The organism is Frateuria sp. YIM B11624, from assembly GCF_049727805.1.
In the GTDB taxonomy this organism is placed as follows: Bacteria; Pseudomonadota; Gammaproteobacteria; order Xanthomonadales; family Rhodanobacteraceae; genus Frateuria_A.
This window is the reverse complement of sequence record NZ_JBCNYA010000027.1, coordinates 46,327-58,484: the sequence shown is the minus strand read 5'-3', so window position 1 is coordinate 58,484 and position 12,158 is coordinate 46,327. Positions and strand designations below refer to the sequence as shown.

The following is a 12,158-nucleotide window of genomic DNA, read 5'->3' as shown; positions in this document are numbered from 1 at the left end:
CCCCCCCCCCCCCCCCCCCCCCCCCCCCCCCCCCCCCCCCCCCCCCCCCCCGCAACTCGGCGGCAGTAATGTTGTTGGAACCGTCGAGGATCAGGGCCAGCACCGGCGTGCCGTGGCTGTCGTCGCCGGCGAAGGCTTTCCAGGCGGCGTTGGCCAGGTAGCTGCGCTGGAAGTCGCGGCGGACGTGCATGTCGTGCGGCACGGTGATGGCGAAGCCGTGGGCGGTATCCACCAGCGGCGACGTGGGCGTCGGCTGGAGTGCGTCGGAGGCCTCCTCGTGCCTGGAACACGAGGCCACCAAGACCAGCGAAAGCAGCAGAAACGATGTGGTTCGAAGCATGGGATTCCAGTGTTGCCTCAGACTGGCTCCCTCTCCCCTGCGGGGAGAGGGTCGGGGTGAGGGGCCGGGGCTCGCGACAGCGTCGGTTGTTCAAGGAACGGATGTTTCGTCCGCTCCTTGAGAGTGCCACACGAGACCAAAGCAGACTGCCAGCGATATGCCTTTCCCGGCGAGCCCCACCCGTCACCCCAGCCCTCTCCCCGCAGGGGAGAGGGAGCAAAAGCGGTGGCTTGCGGTGGCACTGGAGAGGACAATGGTGCTTCCCACCCGCCACGGCCCGCCCAAGGCAGCCGATGAACGACCACCCCGTGCCGGCTGCCGGCACCGACGACGGATCGCTGATCCGCCATGGCACCGCGCTGTTCCGCCAGGCGAACCTGGCGCTGTTCGCCGCCGGCATCGCCACCTTCGGCCTGCTGTACTGTGTGCAGCCGCTGATGCCCGAGTTCAGCAAGGACTACGGCGTGAGCGCGGCGACCAGCGCGCTGTCGCTGTCGCTGACCACCGGCGTACTCGCGTTCGCCATGCTGTTCGCCGGCGCGGTCTCCGACGCCTACGGGCGCAAGTCGGTGATGACCGTGTCGCTGATCGCCTCGGCGCTGCTGGTGCTGCTGACCGCGCTGGTGCCCGGCTGGACCAGCCTGCTGGTGTTGCGCACCTTGCTCGGCCTCTCGCTGAGCGGCCTGCCGGCGGTGGCGATGACCTGGCTCAGCGAGGAAATGCATCCGGACTCCATTGGCCTGGGCATGGGCCTGTACATCAGCGGCAACGCCATCGGCGGCATGGGCGGGCGGCTGGTCACCGGCGTGCTGGCGGATTTCTTCGACTGGCGCGTGGGCGTGATGGTGGTGGCCGGTATCGGCCTCGCCTCCGGCCTGATGTTCTGGAAGCTGCTGCCGCCCTCGCATCATTTCGAGCGCCAGCCGCTGCGCCCGCGCACCTTGCTGGCGCGTTTCGCCGGCGTGTTCCGCGATGCCGGCCTGCCGTGGATGTTCATCGAAGGCTTCCTGCTGCTCGGGGCCTTCGTCACCGTCTACAACTACATCGGCTACCGCCTGCTCGGGCCGCCGTACGACCTGAGCCAGGCGGTGGTCGGTTTGATCTTCAGCGTGTACCTGATCGGTACCTTCAGCTCGGCAGGCTCGGCCGCCGCCGCGTGCTGTGGACGACCTTCGCCTTGATGCTGGCGGGCGTGGGTCTCACCACCTTCCGGCCGCTGGTGCTGGTGATCGCCGGCGTGGTGGCGGTGACCTTCGGCTTCTTCGGCGGGCACTCGATCGTGAGCAGCTGGGTCGGACGTCGCGCCGGCAACGCCAAGGCGCAGGCTTCGTCGCTGTACCTGTTCGCTTACTACATGGGCTCAAGCCTGGCCGGCGCCGGCGGCGGCCTGTTCTACGCGTCGCACGGCTGGAGCGGCGTGGCGGCGTTCATCGGCGCGATGGTGCTGGCCGGGCTGCTGATCGCCTGGCGGCTGTATTTCCTGCAGCCTTTGCCGGGGCCGCCGTCGCCGGGCACCGAGCCACCCTTGCCATGACCGGAGCAGGCATGAACATCGATGCGATCGACCACATCGTCCTTACCGTCGCGGACGTCGATGCGACCTGCGCGTTCTATGCGCGCGTGCTGGGCATGGAGGTGGTGACCTTCGGCGCGGGCCGCCGTGCGCTCGCCTTCGGATCGCAGAAGATCAACCTGCACGCGGTCGGCGCCGAGCTGGAACCGAGGGCGCCCAACGCGATGCCGGGCACCGGCGACCTGTGCCTCATCACCGCGGTGCCGATGCCGCAGGTGCTCGCGCACCTGGCCGCCTGCGGAGTGGAGGTGCTGCAGGGGCCAGTGCCGCGCACCGGGGCGCACGGTCCGATCCTGTCGGTGTATTTCCGCGATCCGGACGGCAACCTGGTCGAGGTGAGCAACTACGCGGCGGCCGGGGCGTGAGCCCGGGTCAGCGCGCCGCGGGTTCGAGCATGCCCTTGACCGCGTCGTAGTCGCCGTCGCTCGTCTGCGGCGGCAGGCCGAGCAGGTGCACCATCAGCGGATAGACGTCCACGTTCGGGAAGGACGGCACCGTGGCGCCGTCGCGGAAGGCCGGCCCGTGCGCCACGAACAGCGCGCGCATCTGCGGCGCGGCGTTGTCGTAGCCATGCTCACCCAGGCTGACGCGGCCCTTGTGCGAGGCCAGCCACTGCGCCGTGGTGATGCGCCAGCCGACGTCGGCCAGGCACAACAGTTGCGGTACCCGCGGGTTGTGGCCGTAGGCCAGGCGCGCCGGCACACGAGTCTTGTCCCAGCAGCGCATGTGCGGGTGCGGACGCTCCAGCTTCGCCTCGATGGGTGCGAAGTCGTGGCCCGGCCTGGGATTGAAGCCGGCCAGCACGCCCAGGCTGACCACCTGCACGTCGTCGAGGTCGAGCTCGCGTTCGATCAGTACGCTGTGGTCCAGCGGCGTGGATGCCATGCCGTGGTCGGCCAGCACGATCAGGTTGATGCGGTCGTACAGGCCGCGCTGCTTGAGGCCCTGGACCAGACGCGCCAGTGCCTGGTCGGTTTCGCGCAGGGCCTGGTCGACCTGCGGCGAATCCGGACCGTAGTGGTGGCCGGCGTGGTCGACGGCATCGAAGTACAGAGTGAGGAAGGTGGGTCGTTGGTCCGGCGGAAGGTCCAGCCAGGCGAGCACCTGGTCGACGCGCTGGGTGGGCGTCACGGTGCCGTCGTAGGGTTTCCAGTAGTCCGGGTGGCGGCCGTGGATGTCGGCCTCCGAGCCCGGCCAGAACATCGTCGCCGTGCGCAGGCCGTGGCGGTCGGCGGTCTCCCACAGCGGCGTGCCTTGCGCCCACCAGCGTCCGTCGCTGACCGCCTTGCGGTTGCCCAGCGAGAACTTGCCCAGCTGCGCGTCATACATGGTGTTGTTGACGATGCCGTGGTGGTCCGGGCGCAGGCCGGTCACGATCGTGTAGTGGTTGGGGAAGGTGAGCGACGGGAAGGACGGCTGCATCGCCGTGCGCACGCCGTCGCGCGCGAGCCCGGCCACGGTCGGGGTCAGGCCGCGCTGGAGATAGTCGGCGCGGTAGGCGTCGATGGACACCAGCAGCAGCGGCGTGGGTTTGCCGGCATGGCGCGGCGTGGTGGCGCAACCGGCGCTGAATGCGAGCGCCAGGCAGCACAGCGCGCGAAACAGGATTTTCATAGGCGGACCCGTACGATGAACCAACCCCGCATCATCGCATCGCCTCCATGTCGTTCAAAACCCGCGCATCGCTTCGCCTGCTGCCCACGGTCTTCGTGCTGGCGCTGCCGGCCACGGCCAGTGCCTGGCAGGCGCAGCCGCCGCGGCCTGCGGCACCGCCTCCGGTGGTCGTGCTCCAGCCGCCGGCCAACGCCCGCTTCCAGCAGGTCGTTCGTGAGCACGAAGTGCGCGACCAGTTGCAGAAGAATCAGCTGGAGGAACAGTTGCGGCGTAACCAGATGGACGTGGCGCGGCGTCCGTACGCCGCCAATCCGGTCCAGGCAGTGCGGCTGGACCAGGCCGACCAGTCCCAGCGCGAGCTCTACCGCGCACGCCAGCAGGATCTGCTCGACCGCTACCAGAGCGCCGTGGCGCCGCCGGTGGTGCATCCGGACAAGGGGCCGGCGCCGTCGCGCAGCGGCGGTTGAGGCTGCCGTCGATCAGCGCGATGCGAGGCCGAACAGGTCGCCGCGCGCCACGCCGTCTTCCATCGCCAGCAGGAACCGCTTCGTCGGCAGGCCGCCGCCGAAGCCGGTGAGGCTGCCGTTCGCGCCGATCACCCGATGGCAGGGCAGCACGATCGGCAGCGGGTTGCGTCCGTTGGCCGCGCCCACCGCGCGCACCGCCTGCGGCTGGCCGATGCGCTGCGCCAGTTCGCCGTAGCTGATCGTCGTGCCATAGGGGATGCGTGCCAGCTCCTGCCATACCGCCAACTGGAACGGCGTACCGATCGGGTGCAGCGGCAGGTCGAACAGTTGCCGCGTACCGGCGAAATATTCCTCCAGTTGCACGCGCGCGAATGCCAGCGCCGGCGGCGAATGCGTCCACGTGGGCGCAGGGTCGCGCTGGTGGCGCCCGGTCTCGAACCAGACCTCGCGCAGGCCTTGCCCGTCGGCGACCAGGCGCAGGCAGCCGATGGGCGTAGACAGGTTGTCGTACCAGATGGAGCTCATGGATGGAGTCCATTGTACCGGCATCGGTTCTCCGCACGCGGGAGGGACCGGACAAAAATCTGTCGCGCTCGACTCGGCGCAACCGAATCAACGGGCAGCGAAGCCATCATGCCCGCTTCCGTTGGGCAGGCGCCTGGTCGGCGACACTGCGCCAGAGGTGCATCACCGCATAGGCCCGCCACGGCCGCCACGCCTCGGCCATCGCCGAGAGCGCGCGGGTGCTGAGTTCACCGCCGTCGCCGGCCGCGGCGCGGCGCAGGATCAGGTCGGCCGCGGGAAAGGCGTCCGGATGGCTGAGCGCCCGCATCGCCATGTAGCTGGCGGTCCATTCGCCGATGCCGGGCAGCGCGGTCCAGCGCGCCACGAATTCCTGCAGCGACTGCTCTGCGCGGAAGTCCGCGCGGCCATCGAGCAGCGCCCTCGCGATGCCGCGGATGGTTTCGGCGCGCGCGCTGATCACGCCGATCTCGCGCAGGTCGGCATCGACCAGCCGTTCCGGCGTGGGGAACAACCGCGCCAGGCCAGGCAACGCTGGTACGGCCAGCGGCTCGCCCCAGCGCTCGACGATGCGCGCGGCCAGCGTGCGCGCCGCGGCCACGCTCACCTGCTGGCCGAGCACGGCGCGCACCGCGATCTCGAAGCCGTCCCATCCTCCCGGCAGGCGCAGGCCCGGCCGCATGCGCACCAGCGGCGCCAGCACGCCGCCGGCGCCCAGGGTGGCGGCGATCGCGCGTGGCTCGGCATCCAGGTCGAACATCCGGCGAAGCCGCGTCACCAGCGGCAGCAGTCGCGCCGGCTGTGGGCAGTGCAGCTCCAACCTCAACGCATGCTCGCCCTCCGGCCAGGCCGACAGGCGCAGCCAGCCGGGTGTGTCGGCCGGCCCGAACACGCGTGCGTAGGTGTGTGCGTCGACCTGCTCGATGCCCGGCAGCGCGCGGGTGCGCAGGAAATCCAGCACGCCGTCGAAGTCGTACGGCGGGCGGTAGCCGAGCCGCAGCACCAGTGCGTTCCCGGTGGCGGCGCGCGGCTGTCGGCGCAGCTCGCGCGGCGCGGTGCGGTTGGCCTGGGCGAAGGCGGCATTGAAGCGGCGCAGGCTGCCGAAGCCGGAGGCCAGCGCCACCTCGGTCACCGGCAGCGCGGTCTCGGTCAGCAGCTGCTTGGCGAACAGCAGCCGTCGCGTGGTGTGCACGCTCAGCGGCGGCGCGCCCAGGTGCTCGACGAACAGCCGCCGCAACTGGCGCGTGCCCACGCCGACGCGGGTCGCCAGGCCCTCGAGCGAATCCTCGGCCAGCGCACCGGCATCGATCAGCTTCAACGCGCGCGCCACCACGTGCTCGCCCGGATGCCAGGCGGGATTGCCGGGCGCAAGTTCGGGCCGGCAGCGCAGGCACGGCCGGAAGCCATCGGCCTCGGCGGCCGCGGCGTTGGCGTAATAGCGCACGTTCGACGATTTGGGCGAGGGCGCCGGACAGACCGGACGGCAATAGATGCGCGTGCTGGTCACCGCGGTGAAGAACAGCCCGTCGAAACGGGGATCCCGGCTCAGGCGCGCCTGTTCGCAGACGTGGTGGTCGGGCAGGGTGGCGTGCGATGGGGACATGCGATGCAGGCTAGCACCGCCTCCAACGGGATACTCGCCGTTTTCGGACATCAATGCGCCAGGCTTCGGGCGTATCGGCTATGCGTCGCAGCGCTGCAGCCAGAGGCTGCCGCCATTGGGCGGGTTGTCGCCCAGGAACCGGCGCAATTCGCGCGCGTGCAGTTCGCGCGCGATGGCACAGCCGTAGATCACTCGGAAACACGGGTTGAAGTCGAGGAACGCCTGCAGCAGGTATTGCTCGTTCCAGGAGAAACCCATCTCGATCCATTCCTTCGGGTAGTCGTCCGGAATGAAGATGTCATGGAAATGGATGTACACCCCCGGCTTCAGCCGCGGCAGCACCTGCAGGACGATGCGGTTGACGTCGCTGCCGGTCTTGGATACGTGCGATGAATCGACGAACAGCACGTCGCCGGCATCCAGCGCGGTGAGCATGCCGACCGGCAGGTCCTGCGCGCGCCTGTCCAGCAGGGTGACCTCGCCCGCGTAGTGCGCCTGGCGCAGGAACGGGCGGGGATAGGGATCCACGCAGGTGATAGCCGTTTCGCCGCCGAGGAAACGCCGGTTCACGTCCATCATCAGGAGCGTGGAGTAGCCCGAGCCGATCTCGATGATGCGCCGGGGCCTGATCATCCGGAGCATGCAGAACAGTACCCGCGGATCCTGGCGTTCGAACTGACCGTTGAAGTCGTAGAAGCGGTCAAGCTGCTCGTCGGCCGGCCCTTCGCTCGCATAATCGTAGCCGTCGATCAGTGACGGGAACACCTGCGTCAGCAGTTGGCGGTGGCCCGCTGGGTTGAGATCCAGACCGGCCGGTTGCGACACATGGCCCCAGAGCCGCTCCTCGTCGGCCAGGGTCTGCGGCACGTCCACCACGGGGGAATAGAAATGCCCATCCGGAAACGCCGGACGTACGGCGCGCGCGAAGCGTGCGCCGCCCCGGCCTGAGGCATCGTCCCGCGACGCGTTGCTCATACCATCCCCCGTGCCGTCCGTCTCGACGCGCGAGTGGGACACGGGCGCATTGCGCCGATCGGCTCCCAGGTCGCTGCACGGGCAATCGCTGCGGTTCCGGCATGGCGCGCGCAGCTTGCCTGCGTGGCAAGCCAGTGGATGAAGATTGCCGTGCGCATAAGCGCTCCATCGGGCAGGAGATGATCCCGCGTCCCCGATGAGAACTTGCGCCTGGGCGCGTCATCGTTCGATAAACGCGAGGGCTTGCAGCGGACGCAACCGCGCAGGATGCCGCCGCTGCCGCCGACGCGGATCAGTCAGGCTGGCGACTGCCGCGGCCAGCGCCAGGCGTAGCAGACGATGCCGAGTTGCAGCGCGATTTCGACCAGGCTCATGAACACGTAGAAGGCCCATGCGCCCGGCAGGGTGGCGAGTACGATCGCCGTCAGCGCAGCGCCGATGAGGATGTTGAGCCAGCGGGCGAGCAGCGGCGGCAGCGCCAGCGACAGGAAGATCATGGCCGCAGGGATGGCCACCAGTACGGATACGGCTACCAGCGAGCCCTGGCTGATCGGTCCCAGGGGACCGCCGCCGTCGAGGATTTCGCGAAGATTGCCTGGTCGGTACAGGCCCCAGAAGTCGCCGTAGATGTAGCAAGACATGATGGCCGCCCAGAGCGCGGACAGCTTGAATCTCACGTGGATCGTCACATCCTGCAGTCGCATCGAAGTCATCGGTTCCTCCTTGGAATGTGTGAGCCGGAATGCGCGTCAGGCGGGCTCGGCGATTGCCGGCTTTGCCGGCAGGCGTACGCCGACCGCCAGCAGCCACAGGCAGGTGCCGATCTCGCCGAGCGATGCCGGCAGCAGGATGTAGTCGGCGACGGCCGAGGCCGGATAGGAAGGCAGCAGCAGGGTGGCGAAGACATCCACCAGATAGCCCAGGCCCCCCAGCACCAGCAGCACGCCCAGCAGCCGGGGCAGGAAGCCGCACCTGAAAACCAGGTAGCCGAACGGTAGCAGCCAGACGCCCCAGAAGACCTCGAGCACGAGCAGGCCGTGCCGGTAGGCATCGAGCTGCAGCATGACCTGGGCGTGCAGTTGTGCGGCCGTGAATGCGCGCAGGTACTCCGCATCGCCAAGCAGCGAAAGCACTTCGAAGCGGTGCGTTAGGTTGGCGTACGCAAGCGGCACGCTGGCAGCGGCGAAGGCAACCATCAGCACCGCGGCGTTCCGTCCAGAGCCAGCCAGCAGGCGGTACAGCGCCAGCGGCAGCAGCAGGAACGCGGCGTGGCAGATGAGTTCGGCCGCGATGCCCAGCCGGAACAGCGTCTGCGCCTGGAGGATGGCCGCTACCCTGGCCGCCGCGTCGCCATGGGTCGCCAGCTGCGAAGGCACGTAGCCCAGGTAGAACATGCCGGTGACCACGGTCACCAGGTAGAGCAGGCCTGCGACCCTCGCGTTCCCTTTCATGCTTGCCTCCATCGCAGCTGGCTCGTCGTCGCGGAACGGGGCGTCAGGAGTCCTTCGAACAATCGGACCCGTCGTCGTCGATGATCCCCGCGAACGGCTTGAACGCGGGCAGCGAGCCGGCCAGCCGGTCCTGGGCGAGGCGGATCTGCTGGATGTCCACGCAGATCTTCGAGGCTTCCCGATTGACCCGCTGGGTGGCGTCGTCGAGTCCCGCATCGGCCTGCTCGCTGTCGCCGCCGGTCACGTGTGCCGCGGCATTCTTCAGCGATTGCACCGCGACGCCGGCGCCCGCCCTGCCGGTGGCCAGGCCGTGTTCGCGCACGGCCAGGGCGCCCTGGTAGTACTGCTTCAGCAACTGCCGCTGCGCGGCGTCGACCGCCACCTCGCGGCCGTCCACTTCCAGCTTGCCGGCGGCATCCATGGTGGCTTCGCTGCCGCCGGTGCCGTGGAGGGTGACTTCATCGCCGTTCACCACGATGCCGCCGTTGGCGATGGTGGTGGTGTGGAAGCCGTTGCCGCAGCCGCCGAGCGCGAAGCCGGCGGCGAGAACGAGGGCGATGGCAGTGTTACGGATCAACATCATGGGACCTCGAGGCTTGTCGTGCCCGCATGCATCGGGCGTCGTCGAAGGGAATCGGGCTTCGGCGTGCGCGCCGGGACGGCCGCTACGGGATCAGTCGGAAAACGCGGCAACACCCTTCTTGCCGTTCTTGTCGGCCATGTCCCGGCCGCAGTCGTCGACGTCCTCCTGCGTCATCGTGGCGTAGGGCCTGAACTCCGGCATGGCGGCGGCGAGCTTCTGCTGCGAGGTCAGCAGGGCGGGCATGCGCTGGCAGAGGCGGAGGGCAGAGGCCTGGATCTGGTCCGTCTGCGGCTTGATGGCGGCTTCGATCTCCTTGTCGCTCTTGCCGGTGAGTGCGCCCCAGATCGCCTCCTTGGCCGCCTGGGTGCCCAGGCTGGCGCCGTCTGCGCCGATGTCCATGCCGGCCTCGGCGATGCCGATGATCTGTTGGCGGTAGTCGAGCAGCATGGCGTGCTGTTCCGGCGTGGCCTGCACTGTCTTGCCTGCGATCACCAGATCGCCTTGCGGGGTGATCACGGCCCGGGGCCGCGAATCGTTCTGGTGGTGCGGGCCCTTGCCGATGTGGACGCTGTCCACGTCGATGTCCCTGGTCGCCAGCTCCCGCTTGGCCTGTTCCATGCCCTTGTGGATCTCCGCCGACAGGGCCGACGGCGAGGTCTGTTTCTGGACCTCCGCCATCGCCTGTGTCACGCCGTCGTCGTTGCCCGAACCGGCTTGTTCGGATCGACCGCAGCCGGCCAGCGGCAGCAACAGGGCCAGTGCAAGGCCGAGGGTGAGTGCGTTGGATTTCATCGGGATTCTCCTTGGCCGTGTCCGGGGATCAACCCTCGTCGCGCCAGCGGCGGAACCAGATCGCCGCCGCGATGAGCGCCGCACCGGCCACCACGCCGATCCACAGGTTGGCCGAGCCGAGCAACTGGTACGCGTTGCCGAGGTCCATGAAGTCGAGATTGTTCTTGCCGGTGTGGATGAGGTCGTCGCTGCCGACCAGGCTCGCGCCGGGGAAGGCGCTGAACAGGGCGCGGGCCACGATGTTCTGCCAGAACCAGCCGGCCGACAGGTTGAACAGGCCCATGATGCCGAACCAGGTGACCAGCAGGCCGGTGGCGACCGGCAGGGCGATGGCCCACAGGAACGGCTTGGTGCGGGCCCAGGCCGAGCAGGCCATCAGCCAGCCCACCGAGGGCAGCGCCCACAGCAGGTAAAGCGGAATGTGGCCGAGCATGTTGACAGTGACACGGAACGGATGGGCCAGCGTCAGCAACTGCCACACGTGCACGCCATGGAAGGACAGCGTAATGGCCAGGATCAGCAACTGCAGGATGCCTGCGACGATGCCGGCAATCGTGGCGATCACCGGCGCCACGATGGTGGCGCTGACGACCTTGGACAGCACGGTTTCCGAGTCGGACAGCGGCAGCGATTTCCAGAACAGGATGCTGCGGTCGCGTCGCTCGTCGTAGATCGCGCCGAGGCAGTAGAAGAACACCACGAAGCCGAGCACCACGAAGATCAGCGCCATCGCCGAGTACATCGCCACGTCCAGCGCCATGCCGACCTGGCTGAGGTCGCCCGCGTCCATCTTCGAGATGACGTGCTGCAGGTTGCCGGTGGCGCCGAAGCTGATGCCGTGGCGGGCGCCCACCACTTCCATGGTGATGATGCCCATGACGTTCAGCAGCAGGAAGATGCCGCCGGTGACCAGCGGTGCCCACAGGAAGCCGCCGCGGTGTTCCCAGAACTCGCGCTTGACGAGCCAGAACATGTTGCTTCCAAGCGGATTGTTGCCGACAAGGGTTTTCATGCGTAGGTCCCTTTCATGGTGGCGACGAACAGGTCGCTGACGGACGGTCGGCGGATCTCGCCCAGCGTCTCCAGCCTTGCGCGGTCGGCGCCGTCGAACAGGAAGATGCTCTTGCCGAAGACCTGGCGCTCGTCGATCGGCTGCAGCGCACGTGCCTCGGCGGCCTTGTCGGCATTGACCATCACTTCGGCGAAACGGTCGCCGACGGCCTCCATGTCGGTGTCCAGCACGATCTTGCCGTCGCGGATGAACATCAGGTCGGTGAGGATGTGTTCGATCTCTTCCACCTGGTGGGTGGTGACGATGATCGTCTTGTTCTCGTCGAAGTAGTCCTCCAGCAAGCTCTGGTAGAACTGCTTGCGGTAGAGGATGTCCAGGCCGAGCGTGGGCTCGTCCAGCACCAGCAGGCGGGCGTCGATGGCCATCACCAGGGCCAGGTGCAGTTGCACGATCATGCCCTTGGACATCTGCCGCACGCGCTGGTCCGGCGTGAGCTTGGTGCGCTTGAGGAAACCCTCGCACTTGGTGCGGTCGAAGCGCGGGTGCACGTGGGCGACGAAGTCGATCGCCTCGCGCACGCGGATCCAGCGCGGCAGCACCGCCACATCGGCGATGAAGCAGACCTGTTCCATCAGCTTGTCGCGCTGGGTGCGCGGATCGTAGCCCAGCACCGACAACTCGCCATCGAAGGACGTCAGGCCCAGGATGGCCTTGAGCGCGGTGGTCTTGCCCGCGCCGTTGGGACCGATCAGTCCGACGATGCGGCCGGACTGGATCTCGAAGTTCGCGCTGTCCAGCGCGACCGTATTCTTGTAGCGCTTGCTCAGGTTCCGCGCAGTGACGATGGCGCTCATGGCTGCTGTTCCGTGGTGGCCGGCGCTTCGCGCATCAGCGTTTTGAGATCCAGTCCCAGGCGCTGCAGGCGCGCAAACAGGGCCGGCCATTCCTCGCGCAGGAAGCGCTCGCGCTCGGACTTCAACAAGGCCTCGCGGGCCCCCTCGTTGACGAACATGCCCAGTCCTCTCCTTTTTTCGACCAGTTGATCGTCGACCAGCTCCTGGTACGCCTTGGATACGGTCAGCGGATTGATCTGGAAATCCGCCGCCACCTGGCGCACCGACGGCAGCGGGTCGCCTTCGTTCAAGGCGCCATCCAGGATCATCGCCACCACGCGTTCGCGAAGCTGGCGGTAGATCGGGACGCTGTCGTTCCAGGTGATGGTCATA

13 protein-coding genes and 2 pseudogenes are annotated in these 12,158 nt (G+C 68.2%); 3 read left to right on the top strand and 12 right to left on the bottom strand.

Features of this window, described 5'->3' with window-relative positions:
- Positions 1 to 340, bottom strand: a pseudogene (locus AAIL17_RS13980) (hypothetical protein); the annotation flags it as partial.
- Between the two features lie 293 nt (positions 341 to 633).
- Here AAIL17_RS13980 and AAIL17_RS13975 point away from each other — a divergent pair.
- A pseudogene (locus tag AAIL17_RS13975) lies at positions 634 to 1,874 on the top strand (MFS transporter).
- An 11-nt stretch (positions 1,875 to 1,885) separates the two neighbouring features.
- Complete coding sequence (locus tag AAIL17_RS13970; protein WP_424683463.1) at positions 1,886 to 2,278, top strand: VOC family protein; 393 nt, start codon at positions 1,886 to 1,888, stop codon at positions 2,276 to 2,278.
- Positions 2,279 to 2,285: 7 nt separating this feature from the next.
- Here the strand turns inward: AAIL17_RS13970 and AAIL17_RS13965 are convergent, their stop codons facing one another.
- Positions 2,286 to 3,527, bottom strand: a complete 1,242-nt coding sequence (locus AAIL17_RS13965) for an ectonucleotide pyrophosphatase/phosphodiesterase (RefSeq protein WP_424683462.1) — start codon at positions 3,525 to 3,527, stop codon at positions 2,286 to 2,288.
- A 47-nt stretch (positions 3,528 to 3,574) separates the two neighbouring features.
- On the opposite strand from AAIL17_RS13965, the gene AAIL17_RS13960 reads away from it, so the two are divergent.
- Complete coding sequence (locus AAIL17_RS13960) at positions 3,575 to 3,994, top strand: hypothetical protein (protein WP_424683461.1); 420 nt, start codon at positions 3,575 to 3,577, stop codon at positions 3,992 to 3,994.
- Positions 3,995 to 4,006: 12 nt separating this feature from the next.
- Here AAIL17_RS13960 and AAIL17_RS13955 read toward each other — a convergent pair whose 3' ends face one another.
- The 10 genes from AAIL17_RS13955 to AAIL17_RS13910 form a co-directional block, all read right to left on the bottom strand.
- Positions 4,007 to 4,519, bottom strand: coding sequence for a methylated-DNA--[protein]-cysteine S-methyltransferase (locus tag AAIL17_RS13955; RefSeq protein WP_424683460.1), 513 nt, complete (start codon positions 4,517 to 4,519; stop codon positions 4,007 to 4,009).
- A 106-nt stretch (positions 4,520 to 4,625) separates the two neighbouring features.
- The gene (locus tag AAIL17_RS13950) at positions 4,626 to 6,119 is read right to left on the bottom strand and encodes an AlkA N-terminal domain-containing protein (RefSeq protein WP_424683459.1); all 1,494 of its coding nucleotides are present in this window, start codon (positions 6,117 to 6,119) and stop codon (positions 4,626 to 4,628) included.
- 78 nt (positions 6,120 to 6,197) lie between these two features.
- Complete coding sequence (locus tag AAIL17_RS13945; protein WP_424683458.1) at positions 6,198 to 7,094, bottom strand: class I SAM-dependent methyltransferase; 897 nt, start codon at positions 7,092 to 7,094, stop codon at positions 6,198 to 6,200.
- A gap of 296 nt (positions 7,095 to 7,390) precedes the next feature.
- Positions 7,391 to 7,807: a DUF6326 family protein gene (locus AAIL17_RS13940; RefSeq protein WP_424683457.1), complete on the bottom strand. Its 417-nt coding sequence runs from the start codon at positions 7,805 to 7,807 to the stop codon at positions 7,391 to 7,393.
- 36 nt (positions 7,808 to 7,843) lie between these two features.
- Positions 7,844 to 8,545, bottom strand: a complete 702-nt coding sequence (locus AAIL17_RS13935; RefSeq protein WP_424683456.1) for a DUF4386 domain-containing protein — start codon at positions 8,543 to 8,545, stop codon at positions 7,844 to 7,846.
- Between the two features lie 43 nt (positions 8,546 to 8,588).
- Positions 8,589 to 9,128: a DUF2884 family protein gene (locus AAIL17_RS13930; protein ID WP_424683455.1), complete on the bottom strand. Its 540-nt coding sequence runs from the start codon at positions 9,126 to 9,128 to the stop codon at positions 8,589 to 8,591.
- Between the two features lie 90 nt (positions 9,129 to 9,218).
- On the bottom strand, positions 9,219 to 9,920 hold the full coding sequence (locus tag AAIL17_RS13925; RefSeq protein ID WP_424683454.1) for a hypothetical protein: 702 nt from the start codon (positions 9,918 to 9,920) through the stop codon (positions 9,219 to 9,221).
- Between the two features lie 28 nt (positions 9,921 to 9,948).
- Positions 9,949 to 10,932: an ABC-2 transporter permease gene (locus tag AAIL17_RS13920; protein WP_424683453.1), complete on the bottom strand. Its 984-nt coding sequence runs from the start codon at positions 10,930 to 10,932 to the stop codon at positions 9,949 to 9,951.
- Complete coding sequence (locus AAIL17_RS13915; protein WP_424683452.1) at positions 10,929 to 11,786, bottom strand: ABC transporter ATP-binding protein; 858 nt, start codon at positions 11,784 to 11,786, stop codon at positions 10,929 to 10,931. Before AAIL17_RS13915 ends, AAIL17_RS13920 begins: the two co-directional genes overlap by 4 nt.
- On the bottom strand, positions 11,783 to 12,157 hold the full coding sequence (locus tag AAIL17_RS13910) for a GntR family transcriptional regulator (protein WP_424683451.1): 375 nt from the start codon (positions 12,155 to 12,157) through the stop codon (positions 11,783 to 11,785). Before AAIL17_RS13910 ends, AAIL17_RS13915 begins: the two co-directional genes overlap by 4 nt.
- Between the last annotated feature and the right edge of the window lies 1 nt (position 12,158).

Excerpts from the sequence above, each read along its gene's own strand:
- AAIL17_RS13930 (WP_424683455.1), bottom strand. The coding sequence starts at position 9,128 with ATGATGTTGATCCGTAACACTGCCATCGCCCTCGTTCTCGCCGCCGGC.
- AAIL17_RS13920 (WP_424683453.1), bottom strand. The coding sequence starts at position 10,932 with ATGAAAACCCTTGTCGGCAACAATCCGCTTGGAAGCAACATGTTCTGG.
- AAIL17_RS13965 (WP_424683462.1), bottom strand. The coding sequence starts at position 3,527 with ATGAAAATCCTGTTTCGCGCGCTGTGCTGCCTGGCGCTCGCATTCAGC.
- AAIL17_RS13960 (WP_424683461.1), top strand. The coding sequence starts at position 3,575 with ATGTCGTTCAAAACCCGCGCATCGCTTCGCCTGCTGCCCACGGTCTTC.
- AAIL17_RS13940 (WP_424683457.1), bottom strand. The coding sequence starts at position 7,807 with ATGACTTCGATGCGACTGCAGGATGTGACGATCCACGTGAGATTCAAG.
- AAIL17_RS13935 (WP_424683456.1), bottom strand. The coding sequence starts at position 8,545 with ATGAAAGGGAACGCGAGGGTCGCAGGCCTGCTCTACCTGGTGACCGTG.
- AAIL17_RS13950 (WP_424683459.1), bottom strand. The coding sequence starts at position 6,119 with ATGTCCCCATCGCACGCCACCCTGCCCGACCACCACGTCTGCGAACAG.
- AAIL17_RS13925 (WP_424683454.1), bottom strand. The coding sequence starts at position 9,920 with ATGAAATCCAACGCACTCACCCTCGGCCTTGCACTGGCCCTGTTGCTG.
- AAIL17_RS13970 (WP_424683463.1), top strand. The coding sequence starts at position 1,886 with ATGAACATCGATGCGATCGACCACATCGTCCTTACCGTCGCGGACGTC.
- AAIL17_RS13915 (WP_424683452.1), bottom strand. The coding sequence starts at position 11,786 with ATGAGCGCCATCGTCACTGCGCGGAACCTGAGCAAGCGCTACAAGAAT.
- AAIL17_RS13955 (WP_424683460.1), bottom strand. The coding sequence starts at position 4,519 with ATGAGCTCCATCTGGTACGACAACCTGTCTACGCCCATCGGCTGCCTG.
- AAIL17_RS13945 (WP_424683458.1), bottom strand. The coding sequence starts at position 7,094 with ATGAGCAACGCGTCGCGGGACGATGCCTCAGGCCGGGGCGGCGCACGC.
- AAIL17_RS13910 (WP_424683451.1), bottom strand. The coding sequence starts at position 12,157 with ATGACCATCACCTGGAACGACAGCGTCCCGATCTACCGCCAGCTTCGC.